At 73.2% G+C, this 16,589-nt stretch carries 17 protein-coding genes; 13 read left to right on the top strand and 4 right to left on the bottom strand.

Annotated features, from left to right (window positions below; translation table 11 throughout):
• Positions 1–130 precede the first annotated feature (130 nt).
• The 6 genes from ACFVYA_RS26275 to ACFVYA_RS26250 all read left to right on the top strand — a co-directional run bounded on the left by ACFVYA_RS26275 (position 131) and on the right by ACFVYA_RS26250 (position 5,966).
• Positions 131–1,171 carry a LacI family DNA-binding transcriptional regulator gene (locus ACFVYA_RS26275; RefSeq protein ID WP_285985367.1) on the top strand — a complete coding sequence of 347 codons (1,041 nt, stop codon included), beginning with the start codon at positions 131–133 and terminating at the stop codon, positions 1,169–1,171.
• 81 nt (positions 1,172–1,252) lie between these two features.
• Positions 1,253–2,395: a DUF993 family protein gene (locus ACFVYA_RS26270; RefSeq protein WP_387048661.1), complete on the top strand. Its 1,143-nt coding sequence runs from the start codon at positions 1,253–1,255 to the stop codon at positions 2,393–2,395.
• A complete protein-coding gene (locus ACFVYA_RS26265; RefSeq protein WP_387048659.1) occupies positions 2,395–3,207 on the top strand; it encodes a sugar phosphate isomerase/epimerase family protein in 813 nt (270 codons plus the stop codon). The genes ACFVYA_RS26270 and ACFVYA_RS26265 overlap by 1 nt, the downstream gene beginning before the upstream one ends.
• A gap of 50 nt (positions 3,208–3,257) precedes the next feature.
• The gene (locus ACFVYA_RS26260; protein ID WP_387048657.1) at positions 3,258–3,920 is read left to right on the top strand and encodes an IclR family transcriptional regulator; all 663 of its coding nucleotides are present in this window, start codon (positions 3,258–3,260) and stop codon (positions 3,918–3,920) included.
• Positions 3,921–3,966: 46 nt separating this feature from the next.
• Positions 3,967–4,677 carry a response regulator transcription factor gene (locus tag ACFVYA_RS26255; protein WP_285985371.1) on the top strand — a complete coding sequence of 237 codons (711 nt, stop codon included), beginning with the start codon at positions 3,967–3,969 and terminating at the stop codon, positions 4,675–4,677.
• Positions 4,678–4,679: 2 nt separating this feature from the next.
• Positions 4,680–5,966 (top strand): histidine kinase dimerization/phospho-acceptor domain-containing protein, encoded by a 1,287-nt coding sequence (locus ACFVYA_RS26250; RefSeq protein WP_387048655.1) that lies wholly within the window; start codon positions 4,680–4,682, stop codon positions 5,964–5,966.
• 28 nt (positions 5,967–5,994) lie between these two features.
• On the opposite strand, the gene ACFVYA_RS26245 is transcribed toward ACFVYA_RS26250, so the two are convergent.
• A complete protein-coding gene (locus ACFVYA_RS26245; protein WP_387048653.1) occupies positions 5,995–6,828 on the bottom strand; it encodes a MarR family transcriptional regulator in 834 nt (277 codons plus the stop codon).
• Between the two features lie 212 nt (positions 6,829–7,040).
• On the opposite strand from ACFVYA_RS26245, the gene ACFVYA_RS26240 reads away from it, so the two are divergent.
• The 4 genes from ACFVYA_RS26240 (at position 7,041) to ACFVYA_RS26225 (ending at position 11,606) form a co-directional block, all read left to right on the top strand.
• Positions 7,041–8,432 carry an amino acid permease gene (locus ACFVYA_RS26240; RefSeq protein ID WP_387048652.1) on the top strand — a complete coding sequence of 464 codons (1,392 nt, stop codon included), beginning with the start codon at positions 7,041–7,043 and terminating at the stop codon, positions 8,430–8,432.
• A complete protein-coding gene (locus ACFVYA_RS26235; protein WP_387048650.1) occupies positions 8,429–9,172 on the top strand; it encodes a carbon-nitrogen hydrolase family protein in 744 nt (247 codons plus the stop codon). The genes ACFVYA_RS26240 and ACFVYA_RS26235 overlap by 4 nt, the downstream gene beginning before the upstream one ends.
• A complete protein-coding gene (locus ACFVYA_RS26230; protein ID WP_387048649.1) occupies positions 9,169–10,860 on the top strand; it encodes a flavin monoamine oxidase family protein in 1,692 nt (563 codons plus the stop codon). The genes ACFVYA_RS26235 and ACFVYA_RS26230 overlap by 4 nt, the downstream gene beginning before the upstream one ends.
• Positions 10,861–10,940: 80 nt before the next feature.
• A complete protein-coding gene (locus tag ACFVYA_RS26225; protein ID WP_285985377.1) occupies positions 10,941–11,606 on the top strand; it encodes a TetR/AcrR family transcriptional regulator in 666 nt (221 codons plus the stop codon).
• 108 nt (positions 11,607–11,714) lie between these two features.
• Here ACFVYA_RS26225 and ACFVYA_RS26220 read toward each other — a convergent pair whose 3' ends face one another.
• Positions 11,715–12,446 carry a TetR/AcrR family transcriptional regulator gene (locus tag ACFVYA_RS26220; RefSeq protein WP_285985378.1) on the bottom strand — a complete coding sequence of 244 codons (732 nt, stop codon included), beginning with the start codon at positions 12,444–12,446 and terminating at the stop codon, positions 11,715–11,717.
• A gap of 67 nt (positions 12,447–12,513) precedes the next feature.
• Here ACFVYA_RS26220 and ACFVYA_RS26215 point away from each other — a divergent pair, with 67 nt between their 5' ends.
• Positions 12,514–13,386: an alpha/beta fold hydrolase gene (locus ACFVYA_RS26215; RefSeq protein WP_387048647.1), complete on the top strand. Its 873-nt coding sequence runs from the start codon at positions 12,514–12,516 to the stop codon at positions 13,384–13,386.
• 80 nt (positions 13,387–13,466) lie between these two features.
• The gene (locus tag ACFVYA_RS26210; protein WP_387048645.1) at positions 13,467–13,886 is read left to right on the top strand and encodes a hypothetical protein; all 420 of its coding nucleotides are present in this window, start codon (positions 13,467–13,469) and stop codon (positions 13,884–13,886) included.
• Positions 13,887–13,965: 79 nt separating this feature from the next.
• Here ACFVYA_RS26210 and ACFVYA_RS26205 read toward each other — a convergent pair whose 3' ends face one another.
• Positions 13,966–15,204, bottom strand: coding sequence for a PucR family transcriptional regulator (locus tag ACFVYA_RS26205; RefSeq protein ID WP_387048643.1), 1,239 nt, complete (start codon positions 15,202–15,204; stop codon positions 13,966–13,968).
• Between the two features lie 127 nt (positions 15,205–15,331).
• Here ACFVYA_RS26205 and ACFVYA_RS26200 point away from each other — a divergent pair, with 127 nt between their 5' ends.
• A complete protein-coding gene (locus ACFVYA_RS26200; protein ID WP_387048728.1) occupies positions 15,332–16,177 on the top strand; it encodes an SGNH/GDSL hydrolase family protein in 846 nt (281 codons plus the stop codon).
• On the opposite strand, the gene ACFVYA_RS26195 is transcribed toward ACFVYA_RS26200, so the two are convergent.
• Positions 16,167–16,589, bottom strand: a 423-nt coding sequence (locus ACFVYA_RS26195; protein ID WP_387048641.1) for a pyridoxamine 5'-phosphate oxidase family protein, incomplete at its 5' end; no start/stop codon positions are given. The two genes, ACFVYA_RS26200 and ACFVYA_RS26195, sit on opposite strands and share 11 nt — an antisense overlap.

Genomic DNA, 16,589 nt, shown 5'->3' with positions numbered 1-16,589 from the left:
TTCCCGCCGGCTTTCACTCGTTCGGGGGAGGTCCCCCGAGCAGCGGCTTCTCCGGACGCACCCTCCTCCCAGTAGATTGCACCGACCGAGCACGCGGAGACACTCGAGACCGATCTTGGAGGAGCCAGCCATGAAGGCCCGGCCGCACGTGACACTGGAAGACGTGGCACGCAGCGCGAACGTCTCGCTCGCGACCGCGTCGCGGGTGCTCAACGGCACCGCGTCCGTCCGCGCCGACCTGCGGGAGCGGGTGTCCGCCGCCGCGGCCGAGCTGGCCTACGCCCCCAACGCGCACGCACAGGCCCTGGCCGGCGGCACCCACCGCACGGTCGGCGTGATCTGCCACGACGTCAGCGACCCGTACTTCGCGGCCATCGCGGGCGGGGTGATGCGGGTGGCCACCGACAACGGGCTGCTCGTCATGCTCGCCGGCACGTTCCGCGACCCGGACCGCGAAGTCGCCTACGTCTCGACGCTGCGCGCGCAGCGGGCCGCGGCCATCCTGCTCATCGGCTCGGCCTTCGAGGACCGGGCGTGGGAACGCGCGATGGCCGCCGAGCTGGAGCCCTACCGCCGCGGCGGCGGCCAGGTCGCGGCGGTCAGCCGGCACCGCGGGCTCAAGATCGACACCGTGCAGCCGGACAACAAGGGCGGCGCCGCGGCGCTGGCGAAGGAACTGGTCGGCCTCGGCCACAAGCGGTTCGCCGTGCTGGCCGGGCCGCGGCGGCTGAGCACGGTGATCGACCGGCTGGCCGGCTTTTCCGCCGAGCTCGCCTCGCACGGCATCGAACTGCGCGAAGACGACGTCGTCGAGGCCGCGTTCAGCCGCGACGGCGGCTACGAGGCGACGAAGCGGCTGCTCGCCGGCCGCAAGCGCAAGCTGCCGACCTGCCTGTTCGCCGTCACCGACGTGATGGCGATCGGCGCACTGACGGCGTTGCGCGAGGAAGGCCTGTCCGTGCCCGGCGACATCTCGGTGGCCGGCTTCGACGACATCCCGGTGGTCCGCGACCTGGCCCCGGCGCTGACCACGGTGCGGCTGCCGCTGGAAGAGCTCGGCGAACGCGCGATGGACATGGCGATCAAGGGCTCCGCGGGTGGCCGGCCGCGGACGATCCGGCTGTCCGGCGAAGTCGTCCTGCGCGAAAGCACCGGACGCCCCAAGCGCTGACCCCACCGGGCCTTGTCGCGGCGCGGCACAGGCCCTACCGTGGGTTGAGAAAGCGCTTTCTGACCCTTCCGGAGGTCCTCGATGCTCGTGCTCCCGGCCCCCGGCGGCGAGCTGCTGAACTGGTCGCCGTCCGGGCCACGGCCCCCCGCTCCCCCGAAAACGCCGCAGCCGCCGACGACGTCACGCGTCGCCTACGCCGCCGCGCACGTCGTCGCGGACGCGCTGGCCGACGAGCCCTACGCCGTGGACTGGGACACGACGCTGGCCTTCCGCGAGCACCTCTGGTCGTGCGGGCTGGGCGTCGCGGAGGCGATGGACACCGCGCAGCGCGGCATGGGCCTCGACTGGGCGACGACGCAGGAGCTGGTGTCCCGCACCGGCGCGGTCGCGGCCGGGCGGCGCTGGTGCGCCGGGGTCGGCACCGACCAGCTGCCGCCGGGACCGGCCACCGTGGCGTCCATTGTGGACGCCTGGCGCGAGCAGCTCGACCTGGTCTCCCGCGCGGGCGCGGTCCCGGTGGTGATGGCCAGCCGCGCGCTGGCCGCGGCGGCGGCGGGTCCGGACGACTACCACGCGGCGTACGGGAAGCTGCTGTCCGAGGCGGGCGGGCCGGTCCTGCTGCACTGGCTGGGCGAGCAGTTCGACCCGGCGCTGGCCGGCTACTGGGGCCACCACGACGTCCGCGCCGCCGCCCGCGAGCTGGCGGCGCTCTGCGCCGAGCACGCCGCCACGATCGCCGGGGTGAAGGTCTCGGTGCTCGACGCCGAGGTCGAGGTCGAATTCCGCCGGGCTCTCCCGGACGGCGTCGCCTGCTACACCGGCGACGACTTCAACTACCCCGAGCTGATCGCCGGGGACGCCGAAGGCCACAGCGAAGCGCTGCTCGGCATCTTCGACCCGCTCGCCCCGGTGGCCGCGGCCGCGCTGCGGCGTCTGGGCGACGGCGACCGGGCCGGGTTCCACGCCCTGCTCGACCCCACCGTGCCGCTGGCCAGGGAGATCTTCCGCGCGCCGACCCGGCACTACAAGACGGGTGTCGTGTTCCTGGCGCACCTCAACGGCCACCAGGACCACTTCCGGATGATCGCCGGCCAGGAATCCGCGCGCACGATCACCCACCTGGCGACGCTGCTGCGGCTCGCCGACGAGGCCGGCGTGCTGGCCGACCCCGACCTGGCCGAGGCCCGGATGCGGCCGCTGCTGCAGGCCGCGGGGGTCGTGTGATGGACCCCCGGCTGAGCCTCAACCAGATCACCACGAAGTCCTGGTCGCTGCCCGAGGCGGTGGCCGGCTGCGCCGAGGCGGGTGTCGGCTGGATCGGGCTGTGGCGCGACAAGGTCGCCGAGACCGGCGTCGACGAAGCCGCGCGGCTGCTCAAGGAGCACGGGGTGCGGGTTTCGTCGTTGTGCCGCGGTGGGTTCTTCACCGGCGTGACACCGGAAGGGTCCCCTGTGGACGGTGTGGCGCAGACCCGGGAGGCGATCGACGAAGCCGCCGCGCTCGGCGCCGACGTGCTCGTGCTGGTGGTGGGCGGGATCGCGGGCAACGACCTCGCCGCGTCCCGGCAGCGGGTCGCCGACGCGGTCGGCGAGCTCGCGCCCTACGCCGGGGAGCGCGGGGTCCGGCTCGGGCTGGAGCCGCTGCACCCGATGCAGTGCGCGGAGCGGTCGGTGCTGTCCACTGTGGAGCAAGCACTGGCGATTGCGGTGGAGCACCCGGCCGAGCAGGTCGGCGTGATCGTGGACGAGTTCCACGTCTGGTGGGACCCGCGGATCGAGGAGTCGATCGCCGCGGCCGCCGGCCGGATCGCCGGGTTCCACGTGTGCGACGTCCTCGTGCCGCTCCCGGACCCCCTGCTGGGCCGAGCCCTGCCCGGCGACGGCCCGATCGCCCACCGCCACCTGCGCGCGGCCGTCGAAGCCGCGGGCTACACCGGGCCGATCGAGGTCGAGGTGTTCAACGCGGACCTGTGGGCCCGGCCGGGCGCGGAGGTGCTCGCCGAGACGGTTGCGGCGTTCGAGCGACACGTGGCCTGATCCGGTCCGCCTGGCGGTACGCTGGTTCCACCAGGCGGACGGGGTCGCTCATGAAGGCAGACGAAGACGGATCGGTCCGGAGCGTGCTCCGCGCGTTCGACGTGCTCGCGCTCTTCACCGAACACCGCCGGACCTGGGCGGTCAAGGACCTCACCACGGCCAGCGGCCTGGCGAAGACCACCGTGCTGCGGCTGGTCGCCACCTGCGAACAGCGCGGCCTGCTGTGGACACGGCCGGACGGGCGGATCACCGTCGGGCCCGGGATGCTGCGGTGGGCGCAGCTGGCGAACACCGCTTGGCAGCTGCCCGAGCCCGTCCGCCAGGTGCTGCGCGAGCTGGCCCGGGAATGCCGGGAGACGGTGAACCTCTACGTGCGCAGCACCTCCGTGCTCGTCTGCGTGGCCCAGCAGGAGGGGCCGCTGGCCATCCGGCACGTCGGCCGCGTCGGCGACGAACTGCCGCTCGGCTTCGGGGCCGCCGGGCGGGTCCTCGACGGGGCCGAGGGCGCCGCGGTCGGCCACGGTGAGCCGGAAGCCGGCGCGTCCAGCGTCGCCGCGCCGGTGCACGATGGCGACGGACGGCTGCTGGCGGCCCTCGCGATCACCGGGCCCAGCAGCCGGTTCGGGCCCGCCGAGGTCGCCGCGTTCACCGAAGCCCTCGCCGCCGCTTCCGTGCGGATATCGCAGATCGGCCTCGCGACGCGCGCGGAATAGGCCACAGCCGTCCGGAATCCGGGGTGCGATTGGTTAGGCTTCCGGCATGCCGAACCTGCTGGTGGTGGAAGACGACGCGGCGATCGGCAGCGTGCTCGAATCGACCCTGCGACTGCACGGTCACCAGGTGTGCTGGCGCCGCGACGGGCGGACCGCCCTGCAAGCCGCCGAACCCGGCGATTTCGACCTCGTGCTGCTCGACCTCGGCCTGCCCGACCTGGACGGCGTCGAGGTGTGCCGCCGCCTGCGGGCCGCGCTGCCCGCCGCGGTGCTGGTCATCCTCACCGCGCGGCAGGAGGAGATGGACGTCGTCGTCGGCCTCGACGCCGGGGCCGACGACTACCTCACCAAGCCGATCCGGCTGGGCGAACTGCTGGCCCGGGTGCGGGCGCACCTGCGGCGCGGCGCGCCGGCCGGGGCGCGGCCCCCGGTGACCATCGGCGGGCTGACCGTCGACATCGCCGGCCGCCGCGCCGTCCTCGGCGGGCGTGAAGTGGTGCTGCGCGCCAAGGAGTTCGACCTGCTGGCCCGGCTCGCCGAGCAGCCCGGCGTCGCGGTCAGCCGGGAGACGCTGATGTCCGAGGTCTGGGACGCGCACTGGTACGGCTCGACGAAGACGCTGGACGTGCACATCGCGGCGGTGCGCCGCAAGCTCTCGGCGGCCGCCGGGCCGGACGACGAGGTGCCGCGGATCGCGACCCTGCGCGGGCACGGCTACCGGCTGGAAGACCCGGCGCGCACCGCCGCCGAAGGGTAGCCGTGCGCCGCCGGATCATTTCGCTCACGGTGCTGGCCGCCCTGGTCTCGACCGTGCTGTTCGCGCTGCCGCTGGGCATCGCCGCGACGCGGTACTACCGCGACGACAGCACCACCGAGCTGGAACGGGCCGCGGACACGGTCGCGCTCGCCGTCTCGCACGCGCTGGACGCCGGGCTGGCGCCCGAGGTACCCCCGCCCGGCGACGAGGACGACGACGCCGACCTCGAGGTGGGGGTCTACAGCCGGGACGGGCGGCTGCTCGCCGGGCACGGCCCGGCCGCCGCCGGCCCGATCGAGCGGCAGGCGGCGAGCGCCACGGTGGACGTCGTCACCGGCAGCGAAGGGGACGATCTGGTGCTGGCCGTGCCGGTGCTCAGCGGGTCCCAGGTCACCGGGGTCGTCCGCGCCGCGATGCCGCAGTCCACGCTGACCGTGCGGATCGCGCTCACCCTGCACGGCATGGCCCTGCTGGCGGCGGCGGCGATCGGGGCGAGCTGGCTGCTGGCCCGGCGGTACACGAAGCGGCTCGTCCAGCCCCTGGAGGAGCTGGCCGCCGCGGCCGGGCGGCTCGGCGACGGCGACTTCAGCGTCCGCTCGCCACGCGCCGGCATCCCCGAGATCGACCAGGTCGGCGAGACCCTGGACGCGACCGCGGCCCGGATCGGCGAGACGCTGGAACGCGAGCGCGCGTTCTCCGCGGAGGCGTCGCACCAGCTGCGCACGCCGCTGACCGGGCTGCGCCTGCAGCTCGAAGCCGCGCTGGAGACACCGGCGGCGGACCCGTACGCCGCCATCCGCGCCGGCATCGCCTCCGCCGACCGGCTGGAACGCACCATCGAAGACCTCCTGGCGCTGAGCCGGGAGCGCCTGGGGCAGCGGGCCGAGCTGAACCTCGGCCGGCTCCTCGACGAGCTCCGGCAGGCCGGCGAAGCCCTGCTCGGACCGCAGGGGCGGAGTCTGCGGATCCTCCTCGAGGACCCACCCTCGACGCACGCGGCGGCCGCGGCGGTCCGGCAGGTCCTCGGCGTGCTCCTGGACAACGCGGCGACGCACGGGCGCGGCGCGGTCACGGTGCTGGCCCGCGACGCCGGTGACGCACTCGCCATCGACGTCGCCGACGAAGGGCCGGACCTCGGCGAGACGGACCCGTTCGCGACCACGCCCCGCGGCCACGGCATCGGCCTGCGCCTGGCCCGCGGCCTCGCCGAAGCCGAAGGCGGCCGCCTCCGGCTGAGCCGCCCCGACCCGCCCACGTTCACCCTCCTGCTGCCCGCCGCTCCGGCGTGACGAACCAGGCAGCACGCGGGCGGCCCGGTCACATCGGGAAGACGGCCCGGAAGGCGGCCGAGATCGGTTCGAGGCCGGCCACCAAGCGGGCGAGTTCGCCCGGGGTGAGGGCGTTGTAGGGGGCTTCCGCGAGCCGGTCGGTCAGTGCCTCGACCCGGTCCTTGGTGGCCCGGCCGGCCTCGGTGAGCCAGCCGTCGGCGCCGACGAGGCCGCGGGCGCGCATGCCGTCGATGACCGCGGCCAGCTGCGCGGCGGGGAGGTGCCAGACCCGGCCGAAGTCCTTTGCCGGCAGGTCGACGGAGAGGGCGTGGAGGACGTGAGCCTCCGTCCCGCCGATGCCCTCGGCCACCAGCGCGACGATGTGGCCGTCGCCGCGGTGCTCGCGCAGCAGGGTGGCCGCGTGCCACAGCCGGGCCACCGGCTCCTGCGGGACCGGGACTGCGCGCAAGGCGGCGTAGAGCGCGCGGCCCTCCACCGGTGCGCTGGTCGCCGCCTTCAGCAGGAGGTCGCCGGCGCGCGCGACACCGGGGTCGTCGGCGAGGGCACCGAGGATCCGCCGCATCCCCGCGACGCAGCCCCGCTCCCGGGCGGCCAGCGCCGCCTCGGGCGTGGTCAGGTCCCAGACGCGCGGGAGGTGCCGGGCCACCTCACCCGGGGCGAAGTTGTAGAAGATCGCGTGGACGACCTCGGCCGGCACCGACCGGCCGAGCGGCGCGGCCCGGCCGGCGAAGTAGGCGTCCCACACGTTGCGCAGGCCGAGCGCCAGCAGGGCCTCGTCCGACTCGTCGGCGAAGTAGGGCACCAAGCCGATCGGCTCGACCAGGTCGTACATGCGGCGGGCGACGGGCTCGGACATCTTCATCCCCTGTGGATCCCGGCGGCGCCCTCGTGGCGGCCGCTCACCCCCTCCACGAACGGCTTCCCCGGGATCCGACACCGCAGGATCAAGCCACTCGGAAGAAGAAACGAATCGCCGCGATCTGCCGCTGCTGTGCAATGAATCACCTGTGATTCATCTGTACGAGCAATGTTCTCCTGTTTTGCGCTCCGGAAACGACCGTTACCGTCGTCGGCATGACTCTGCGAGCCGCGACGGTGCGGCGGAAACCGGTCGCCGACCTGGTCGCCGAAGGTGATCATGGCACGTTGAAGCGGTCGCTCGGCCTCGGGCAGCTCACCATGCTCAGCATCGGGGCGACGCTGGGCAGCGGCATCTTCGTCGTGCTCGGCGAAGCCGTCCCGGTGGCCGGCCCGGCGGTGGTGCTCTCCTTCGTGCTCGCCGGCGTCACGGCGTTGTTCTCGGCGCTGTCCTACGCCGAGCTCGCCGGGATGATCCCGCTGTCCGGTTCGTCCTACTCCTACACCTACGCCACGCTCGGCGAGCTCGTCGCCTGGGTCTGCGGGTGGTGCCTGGTGCTCGAATACGGCGTCTCGGTCGCTTCGGTCGCCGTCGGCTGGGGGCAGTACCTCAACGAGCTGCTGCGGCTGGCCTTCGGCTTCGCCATCCCCGACGCGCTGAGCCAGCCTCCGGGCTCGGGCGGGGTCGTCAACGTGCCCGCCATCCTCGTCGTCGTCCTCGCGATGCTCCTGCTGCTGTCCGGCGCCAAGGAGAGCGCGCGGGCCAACGCGGTCATGGTCGTGGTCAAGATCGCCACGCTGGTGCTGTTCTGCGCGATCGCCTTCAGCGCGGTGCAGGCGAAGAACTTCACCCCGTTCCTGCCGCTCGGGCTGGCCGGGCTGAGCGCCGGCGGTGCCAAGCTGTTCTTCTCCTACATCGGCTTCGACGCGGCCTCGACCGCCGGAGAGGAGGCGAAGAACCCGCAACGCGACCTGCCGCGCGCGATCCTGCTCTCGCTCGGCATCGTCACCGTGCTGTACTGCCTGGTCGCGGTGGCCGCGGTCGGCGCCCTGCCGTGGCAGCAGTTCGACGGCCAGGAGGCCGCGCTTTCGCACGTGCTCGACGTCGTCTCGGACAACCCGTTCTGGGCCGGCCTGCTGGCCGTCGGCGCGATCGTGGCGATCTCCAGCGTCGTGCTGACCGTCCTCTACGGACAGACACGGATCCTGTTCGCGATGTCCCGCGACGGCCTCGTCCCGGCCGCGCTGTCCAAAGTGGACGCGAAGACCGGCTCCCCGCGGATCAACACCCTGGTCGTCTCGGCCTTCGTCGCGGTCCTGGCCGCCTTCATCCCGCTGGGCAAGCTGGCCGACGCCACCAGCATCGGGACGCTGTTCGCGTTCGGCCTGGTCAACGTCGCGGTCCTGCTGCTCCGCAAGCGCCAGCCCGACCGCCCGCGCTCGTTCCGCGTCCCGCTTTCGCCGGTGACGCCGGTCCTGGGCGTGCTCTGCTGCGGGTACATGATGCTCAGCCTCGACGGCGCCACCTGGCTGGTCTTCGGCGCCTGGATGGTCCTGGGCCTGCTGATCTACTTCGGCTACGGGATCCGGAAGTCGAGGCTGGCATGAGGGTCGCCATCCACCAGGGCCCGCTCGGCGAGCTGCCCCGGATCGACGCCGACCTCGTGGTCACCGCGGAGATGATCACGACGGGCTACCACATCGGCGCACGCACGCACGAGCTCGCCGAACCCGCCGACGGGCCCACGGCGGCCCGGATGTCCGCGCTGGCGCGGCAACGGGGCACCGCACTGGCGTACGGCTACCCGGAAACCGACGGCGAGCACGTCTACAACAGCGTCCAGCTCGTCGACGCGACCGGCCGCCGGCTCGCGAACTACCGCAAGACGCACCTCTTCGGTGACCTCGACAAAGCGTGGTTCACCCCCGGCGACGAAGCCGTGGTGCAGGCCGAGCTCGGCGGTGTCCGGGTCGGGCTGCTCATCTGCTACGACGTCGAATTCCCGGAGCTGGTCCGCGCGCACGCGCTCGCCGGCACCGAGCTGCTGGTCGTGCCGACGGCGCTGATGAGCCCGTACGAGCTGGTCGCCGACACGCTCGTGCCCGCGCGGGCCTACGAAAGCCAGCTGTTCGTCGCCTACGCGAACCGCTGCGACACCGAGCGCGAGCTGACCTACTGCGGTCGGTCGTGCGTCGTGGCCCCGACCGGCGAGGTGCTGGCCCGCGCCGGATCCGGGCCCGGGGTGATCGCCGCCGACGTCACGCGGGAGGCACTGGCCGCGTCCCGCCTGGAGAACACCCACCTGGCCGACCGACGGCCCGAACTGTACCGGGGAACCACCGCATGACCTCCGCCGTCCCGACCGCGATCCACCACGACGAACCGGCGGGCCGCCCGATCACGATGTTCGGCCCGGACTTCCCGTTCGCCTACGACGACTACCTCGCCCACCCCGCCGGCCTCGGCTCGCTGCCCGCCGAGCGGCACGGCACCGAGGTGGCGGTGATCGGCGGCGGCCTCTCCGGCATCGTCACCGCGTACGAGCTCATGAAGCTGGGCCTGCGGCCGGTGGTGTACGAAGTCGCCGAGCTCGGCGGCCGGCTGCGGACCGTGCGGTTCCCCGGCTGCCCGGACGACCTCGTCGCCGAGATGGGCGCGATGCGCTTCCCGCCCGCGTCGACCGCGCTCTTCCACTACATCGACAAGGTGGGGCTCGAAACCACGCCGTTCCCGAACCCGCTGGCGCCGGGGACACCGAGCACGGTCGTCGATCTGAAGGGGCAGAGCCACTACGCGCGCACACCCGAGGAGCTACCCGCCGTCTTCCGCGAAGTCGCCGCGGCGTGGGACCGGACCCTGGCCGAGCACGCCTGTTTCGCCGAGATGCAGACGGCGATCCGCGACCGCGACGCGAAGACGATCAAGCGGCTGTGGAACGACCTCGTCCCGCGGCTGGACAACCAGACGTTCTACGGGTTCCTCTGCGACTCCCCCGCCTTCGCCTCCTTCCGCCACCGCGAAATCTTCGGCCAGGTCGGCTTCGGCACCGGCGGCTGGGACACCGACTTCCCGAACTCCATCCTGGAGATCCTGCGCGTCGTCTACACCGGAGCCGACGACGAGCACCGCAGCATCGTCGGCGGCAGCAGGCAGCTCCCGCTGCGGTTGTGGGAGCACGCCCCGCAAGACTCCGCTTTCTGGCCGGCGGGCACCAGCCTGAGCACCCTGCACGGCGGCCGTCCGCGACCCGGCGTCGCGCGGCTGCACCGCACCGCACCCGGCAACATCACCGTGACGGACACCGAAGGGCACATCCGGACGTTCCCGGCCGCGGTGTTCACCGCGCAGAGCTGGATGCTGCTGTCCAACATCGAGTGCGACGAAGCACTGTTCCCGATCGACCACTGGACGGCGATCGAGCGCACGCACTACATGGCGTCGTCGAAGGTGTTCGTGCCGGTCGACCGGCCGTTCTGGCTGGACCGCGACCCGGCGACCGGCCGCGACGCGATGAGCATGACGCTCACCGACCGGATGCCGCGCGGCACCTACCTGCTCGGTGACGACCCGGCCGCGCCCGCGGTGATCTGCCTGTCCTACACGTGGGCCGACGACTCGCTGAAGTGGCTGCCGCTCCCGGTGGGCGAGCGCGTCGAGGTGATGCTCCAGTCGCTGCGCGAGATCTACCCCGGCGTCGACGTCCGGCGGCACATCATCGGCGACCCGGTCACCGTGTCCTGGGAAGCCGAACCGCACTTCATGGGCGCGTTCAAGGCGAACCTGCCCGGCCACTACCGCTACCAGCAGCGGCTGTTCACGCACTTCGTGCAGGACGAGCTGCCGCCGCGGTACCGGGGCCTGTTCCTGGCGGGCGACGACATCTCGTGGACGGCGGGCTGGGCGGAGGGCGCGGTGCAGACGGCGCTCAACGCGGTGTGGGGCGTGCTGCACCACTTCGGCGGGGCAACCGATCCGGCGAACCCCGGGCCGGGTGACGGCTTCGCGGACATCGCGCCGATCACTCTCCCGGACTGACCGTGCCCCGATCGTGGGAGGACATCCGACATCGTGCTGACTACCCTGCCCGGCGCAACGGCCCGTGCGACGATGGGCGGATGAACACCGAGCCGGCGCCGAGATGGCGAAGACTGGAACCGGACGAACGGAAGGAACAGATCTACACCTGTGCGGCGCGGCTCTTCGGCGAGCGCCCGTATTCCGCAGTGTCCACTTCGGACATAGCCGCGGCGGCCGGCGTCGCGCGGGGGCTGATCAACCACTACTTCGGCACGAAACGCGAGCTGTACCTGGAAATCATCCGCCGCGCGCTGACCGTGCCGCGGCTGGCCGTCGAGATCCTCCCCGACGGGCCGCTCGATTTGCGCGCCGACGTCGCCATCGAGTGGTTCCTCGACATGGTCACCAGCCAGGAGCGGATGTGGCTGGCCGCGATCGCCCCCGAGGGCATCGGCCGCGACCTCGAGGTGGAGCGCATCCTCGAAGAAGCCGACCGCGAATCCGCCGACCGCGTCCTGGAGGCCGTCGGACTGTCCCGGGAGAGCGACCACGGGCCGGAGCTCAACGCCCTGGTGCGCGCGTTCGGCGGGATGGTGAAGGCGGCGGGCCGGGAGTGGCTCGTGCGCCGCTCGCTGACGCGCGACCAGGTGCACCTGCTGCTGTCGAAGTCACTGGTGACCCTGGTCGGCGAGATCTTCCCGGCCATCCAGGCCGAGCCGCCGCGCACCGGCCCCCCGGCGCCGCGGCAGGGCGACCCCGGGTAGACCGAAGCCCCCGGCGCCACGAGGGGGAGGAGGGCGCCAGGGGCTCCGGGTCTGTGGGCGAACCACCGACGCAGGCCCACGGTACGCCGCGGCACTGTCAAGTTGCTGTCAACCCGAGATGTCCGGATTACGAAGTTCATCCAGGCGGTGCGCGAGCCCGTCGAGGCACCGCCGAACGGCATAGTCGTAGAGCTGCGCGTAATAGCCCGAGGCGAGGTCCGGGTCGCCCATCAGGTCGTGCATCGCCGCACCCAGCTCGGCCATCCCGGGCAGGTCGGCCCGCTCGCGGTAGGTTGCGTACTCCTCGGTGTTGTCGATCCGGAGCGCGAGCGCGCCGTCGCGGTCGTCCTCCATCGCGACGAACTGGCACGCGGTCATCAGCAGCAGGTTGTAGGCCAGCACGCTTTCGCGGCCGAACCCGGCGGCCAGCAGCACGCCGACGCCCGCGTCGATGGTGCGCGTGGCCGCCTTGACGGACGGGCCGAACAGCGCCAGCCGCCGCGCGCACCCCGGATAGGTCCGCAGCACCGCGCGCAGGCCGGCCAGCAGCTCGGTGAACCACTCCTGCCACGGCAGCTGTTCCTCGGGCAGCTCCAAGAGCCCGACGACCCGGTCGACGACGGCGTTCACCACCGCGTCCCGGTCGCCGACGTGGTGGTAGATCACCGCCGGGTAGGCCTCGACCGAACGGGCGAGTTCTCGCAGGGTCCAGTTGTCCAGGCCGCGCTGGGCGGTGAGGGCCGTGGCCGCGCTGACGATGCAATCGGCTGTCAGCGCGGGCAGTCCCGCCGCGGCCCGCGACCGGGGGCGCTGTCCCGTGCCCGAGGATGAGGTCGGCATGGGGGGTAACGGTAACCGCACCGCCCGGGCCGGTGCCAGCTCCGCGCGGGTACGGCAGGATCGGGGTATGGCACGCGCACAGGCCAACGGTCTCGAGCTCGAGTACGACACTTTCGGCGATCCGGCGGCCCCGCCGCTGGTCCTGGTGATGGGCCTCGGCGCCCAGATGATCACCTGGGAGGACGGCTTCTGCGAATTGCTCGCCGGTCGCGGATTTTTCGTCGTGCGTTACGACAACCGGGACGTCGGGCTCTCCACCTGGCTCGACCACCTGCCCCCGCCGGACCTCGCCGCGCTGGCGGCCGGCGATTCGTCGACGGCGCCGTACACGCTGTCGGACATGGCCGACGACGCCGTCGGGCTGTTCGACGCGCTCGGCATCGACCGGGCGCACGTGGTCGGGGCGTCGATGGGCGGGATGATCGTGCAGCAGCTGGCCATCGACCACCCGGACCGGCTGCGGTCGATCACGTCGATCATGTCGACCACCGGCGACCGGGAAGTCGGGCAGGCCGAGCCGTGGGCGCTGGCGATGCTGACCCGGCCGCCGGCGTCGACGCGTGAGCAGGCGCTGGCCGACAGCGTCGAGGGCTACCGGCGGCTCGGCTCCCCCGGCTACCCGGACGACGAGGCGTTCCTGCTGGCCAAGGCGGCCCTGCACTACGACCGCGCCCGCCACCCGGTGGGCACGCTGCGCCACGCGGCGGCGGTCGTGGCGTCCGGCGACCGCACGGCCGGGCTGCGTTCGGTGCGGCTCCCGGCATTGGTCGTCCACGGCGACGCCGACCCGCTGATCAACGTGAGCGGCGGCAAGGCGACGGCCGAGGCGATCCCGGGCGCGGAGCTGGTGGTGATCCCGGGCATGGGGCACAACCTGCCGCGCGCGGTCTGGCCCGAGCTCGCCGACGCCATCGAGGGCGTAGCCGCGCGAGGTAAATGAATCGTAAAGATCCCGGAGCTCGGTGTAGAGAATGTGTCCTGGGCCACGGTCGTCGTCGTCCCCGGGACTGGACTGGACGGATGACAGAGGGCTTCGGATTTCCGTTCGGGTGCGTGGCCGCCGTCGCCGCGGTGATCGTGGCGGACCTGGCCGGGGCGACGGGCCATCCCTGGTACGCGCTGGTCACCCTGGGAGCGGTCGTCCTGGCTGTCGCCCACCGAAGTCCCCCTTTGGCGGCCACGGCGGTGGCGGTGGTCGCCTGGGCCCTCCACACGGGTTTCGTCCTCGGCCGCCTCGGCGAGCTCACCTTCGACGCGCCGGCCCGCCTCGCCGCGCTCGTCCTCGCCTCGGCCCTGGTCACCGGCCTCCTCGCCCGCGCCGCCGTGTCGACCTCCCCATCACGCGTGTCGACCTCCCCATCACGCGTGTCGTCCCTCCAGGTACGCGAGTCGTCCGTCCGGGTACGCGAGTCGTCCGTCCGGGTACTGCGAGCCCCGTGATGGAAGGGTCGACTCATGTGATTGAGGGGTCGACTCGCGTGATTGAAGGGACGACACGCGTACCTGGGGGGACGACACGTCAGCGGTGGGGACGGGTCGCGCGGCGGGCGGCCGCGGCCGCGATGATGCGGGGCAGGCCTGCCGGGTTGAGCGGGTCGATGCCCGTCAGGTCGCGGACGCGGCGGAGGCGGTAGTCGACCGTGTTGGGGTGGATGTGAAGCTGGGCCGCCGTGCGGCGGCGGTTCGTGTCCAGGGCCAGGTAGGCGTCCAGCGTTTCCACCAGCTCCGGGTGGGCTTCCAGGGGGTCCAACGCCGCCGCGAGGCGGTCGCGGGCCGCTCCCGGGCGGGTCAGCTGGTACTCGACCAGGACGTCGTCGAGGCGGTACAGCCCCGGCGGCCGGCCGAACCACCGCAGCACGTCCAGCACCTCGCCGGTCTGCGCGGCCACCGCCCGGACCTCCGCCGGCGCCGCCGGTTCCGCCGCCGCCAGCACGGTCACCCCCGCCGCGCGCCCGGCCGCGGCCAGCACCGCGTGCCACTCCGGCATCGAGGTCAGCCGGCCCGCGACCGGGAGCAGGACGAGCCCGCCCGGGCCGTCCAGGGACGCCAGCACACCCTCACCGCACGCCTGCTCGAACGCCGCCAGGAACCGGCGGAGCTTGCGGCGGACGGCGATCTCGGCGTCCACCCCCGGCGACTCCTCGTCGGCGTGGGGCCCGAGTTCGACGCTCAGCACGACGTACCGCGCGGGCAGCGCGATCCCGGCGCTGCGGGCGACGACGTCGACCGGGCCGCCGTCGACGAGCACCGACAGCAGCGTCCGGCGCGCGGTGTGCTCCTGCCCGACCTTCGTCCGCAGCTCCTCCAGGTACCCCCGCGTCACGGCGCCGGTGACCGTGCCGACGAACGCCAGCACCCGGTCCGCGACTTCGAGGAGATCGGCGACGTCCGCACTGCCCGACGAAGCGGAGCCGACGGCGAAGATCTCCCGCGCGCCGACGTGGTACGCGGTCAGCACGGCCTCCAGCGGAAAGCCCTCTTCCGCGCGGCGGACCGCGGACGCGCCGACCTGCCGCAGCTCAGCCGCGTTCAGCTCGCGATCCTCGCGCAGGCTGCGCGCGAACGCCCGCACCGCCTGCCGCGTGATGCCCGCGATGTCGCCGGCCAGTTCCTCCACCGGCAGCCGCCGGTAGTCCGCCACCTCGGCCTGGATCCGCGCGAGCACCCGGGCGATCAGCTCGGGCTCCTCCCGGGTGAGCCGCTCGTGCACGCGCTGCCCGCCGAGGGCGAGGTCCCCGCCGCACTTGTGCTCGGTCACAACCGATCCCCCCGTTCTCTGCCCGGATTCCCAGTCAATCCGGGCACGCGCAGTGCCGATGGTGTCACGGAGACCAACAATCAGCACTGCGTCAAGAGAACAGCGTGTCAAGGAGGACGGCGTGCGAGTGAGGACGACGGCGTTCATCGCGATCATGGTCATCGCGCTGACGGGCGCGACGGCGGGCACGGCGGCGGCGGGCACCGCCGGGGAATACGTGGCACTGGGGGATTCGGCGGCGGCCGGGCCGCTGATCCTGCCGCCCGACCTCTCCTCCCCCGGCTGCCTCCGCTCCCTGGCGGACTACCCGCACGTCGCCGCGAAAGAACTCGGCGTGCCGCTGAAGGACGTCACGTGCTCCGGCGCGACGACGGCGGACATGACCGCCCCGCAGCAGACGTCGTCCGGCGCGGTGCCGCCGCAGCTGGACGCGCTGAGCGAGCAGACCCGCACGGTGACCGTGACGATCGGCGGCAACGACATCGGCCTGGTCGGGGCCGCCACGAGCTGCATCAACCTGCTGCCCGGCATCAATCCCGACTGCGTCGACCGGTACACCGCCGGCGGCCACGACCAGCTGGCCGAGAAGATCGCCGCGTTCGAGCCCGTGTGGGGCGCGCTGCTCGATGCGATCCACGCGAAGGCGCCGAACGCCGACGTCTTCGTGGCCGGCTACGGCACCTACCTGCCGCACAACGGCTGCTGGCCGATCGCGCCGCTGACCCCGCGCGACGCGAACTACATCCAGGGCAGCGTCGACAAGACCAACGCCGCCCTCGCCCGGCAGGCCGCCGCGCACGACGCGCGCTACGTCGACGTCCGGACGGCCTCGATCGGGCACGACGTCTGCAAGCTGCCCGGCGTGAAGTGGTTCGAGAGCGTGATCCCGACGTCGGTCGCCGCGCCGCTGCACCCGAACGCGGACGGCATGGCCGCGATCGGCGGGCTGGTCGCGGCGGCGATCAGCGGCTGAAGTCCCAGCGGGCGGCACCGTGCGGCTCGGCGGTGGCGACGCCGATGGCCCGGTGCAGCGTGAGCCGGTACAGGTGCCACGGCGCCGGCCCGGCGCTCGCCGCCATGAACGGCGCGTTGAACCCGCCGTCCTCCACCGTCGCGGGCCAGCCGCCCTCGCGGTAGACGGCCGCCACCCGCTCCAGGACCTCGGGTTCGGCGACCCGGTGGGCCTCGCCTTCCATCGTGACGTCGAGGCCGCGCAGCCGCACCGACACGCTGCACGCCGGGTTCGCCGCCAGGTTGCGGGCCCGGCGGGTGCCGGGCCCGCTCACGAAGTACAGGGTGTGGTCCACCCAGATGGCGGCCACGCCCGGCGCGGGCCGCCCCCCCGCGGGGCGGGCCGTCCCCACCCAGAACGTCAGGTGGTACAA

The organism is Amycolatopsis sp. NPDC058278, from assembly GCF_042881395.1.
Taxonomy (GTDB): Bacteria; Actinomycetota; Actinomycetes; order Mycobacteriales; family Pseudonocardiaceae; genus Amycolatopsis.
This window is presented reverse-complemented; position numbering and strand designations above follow the sequence as displayed.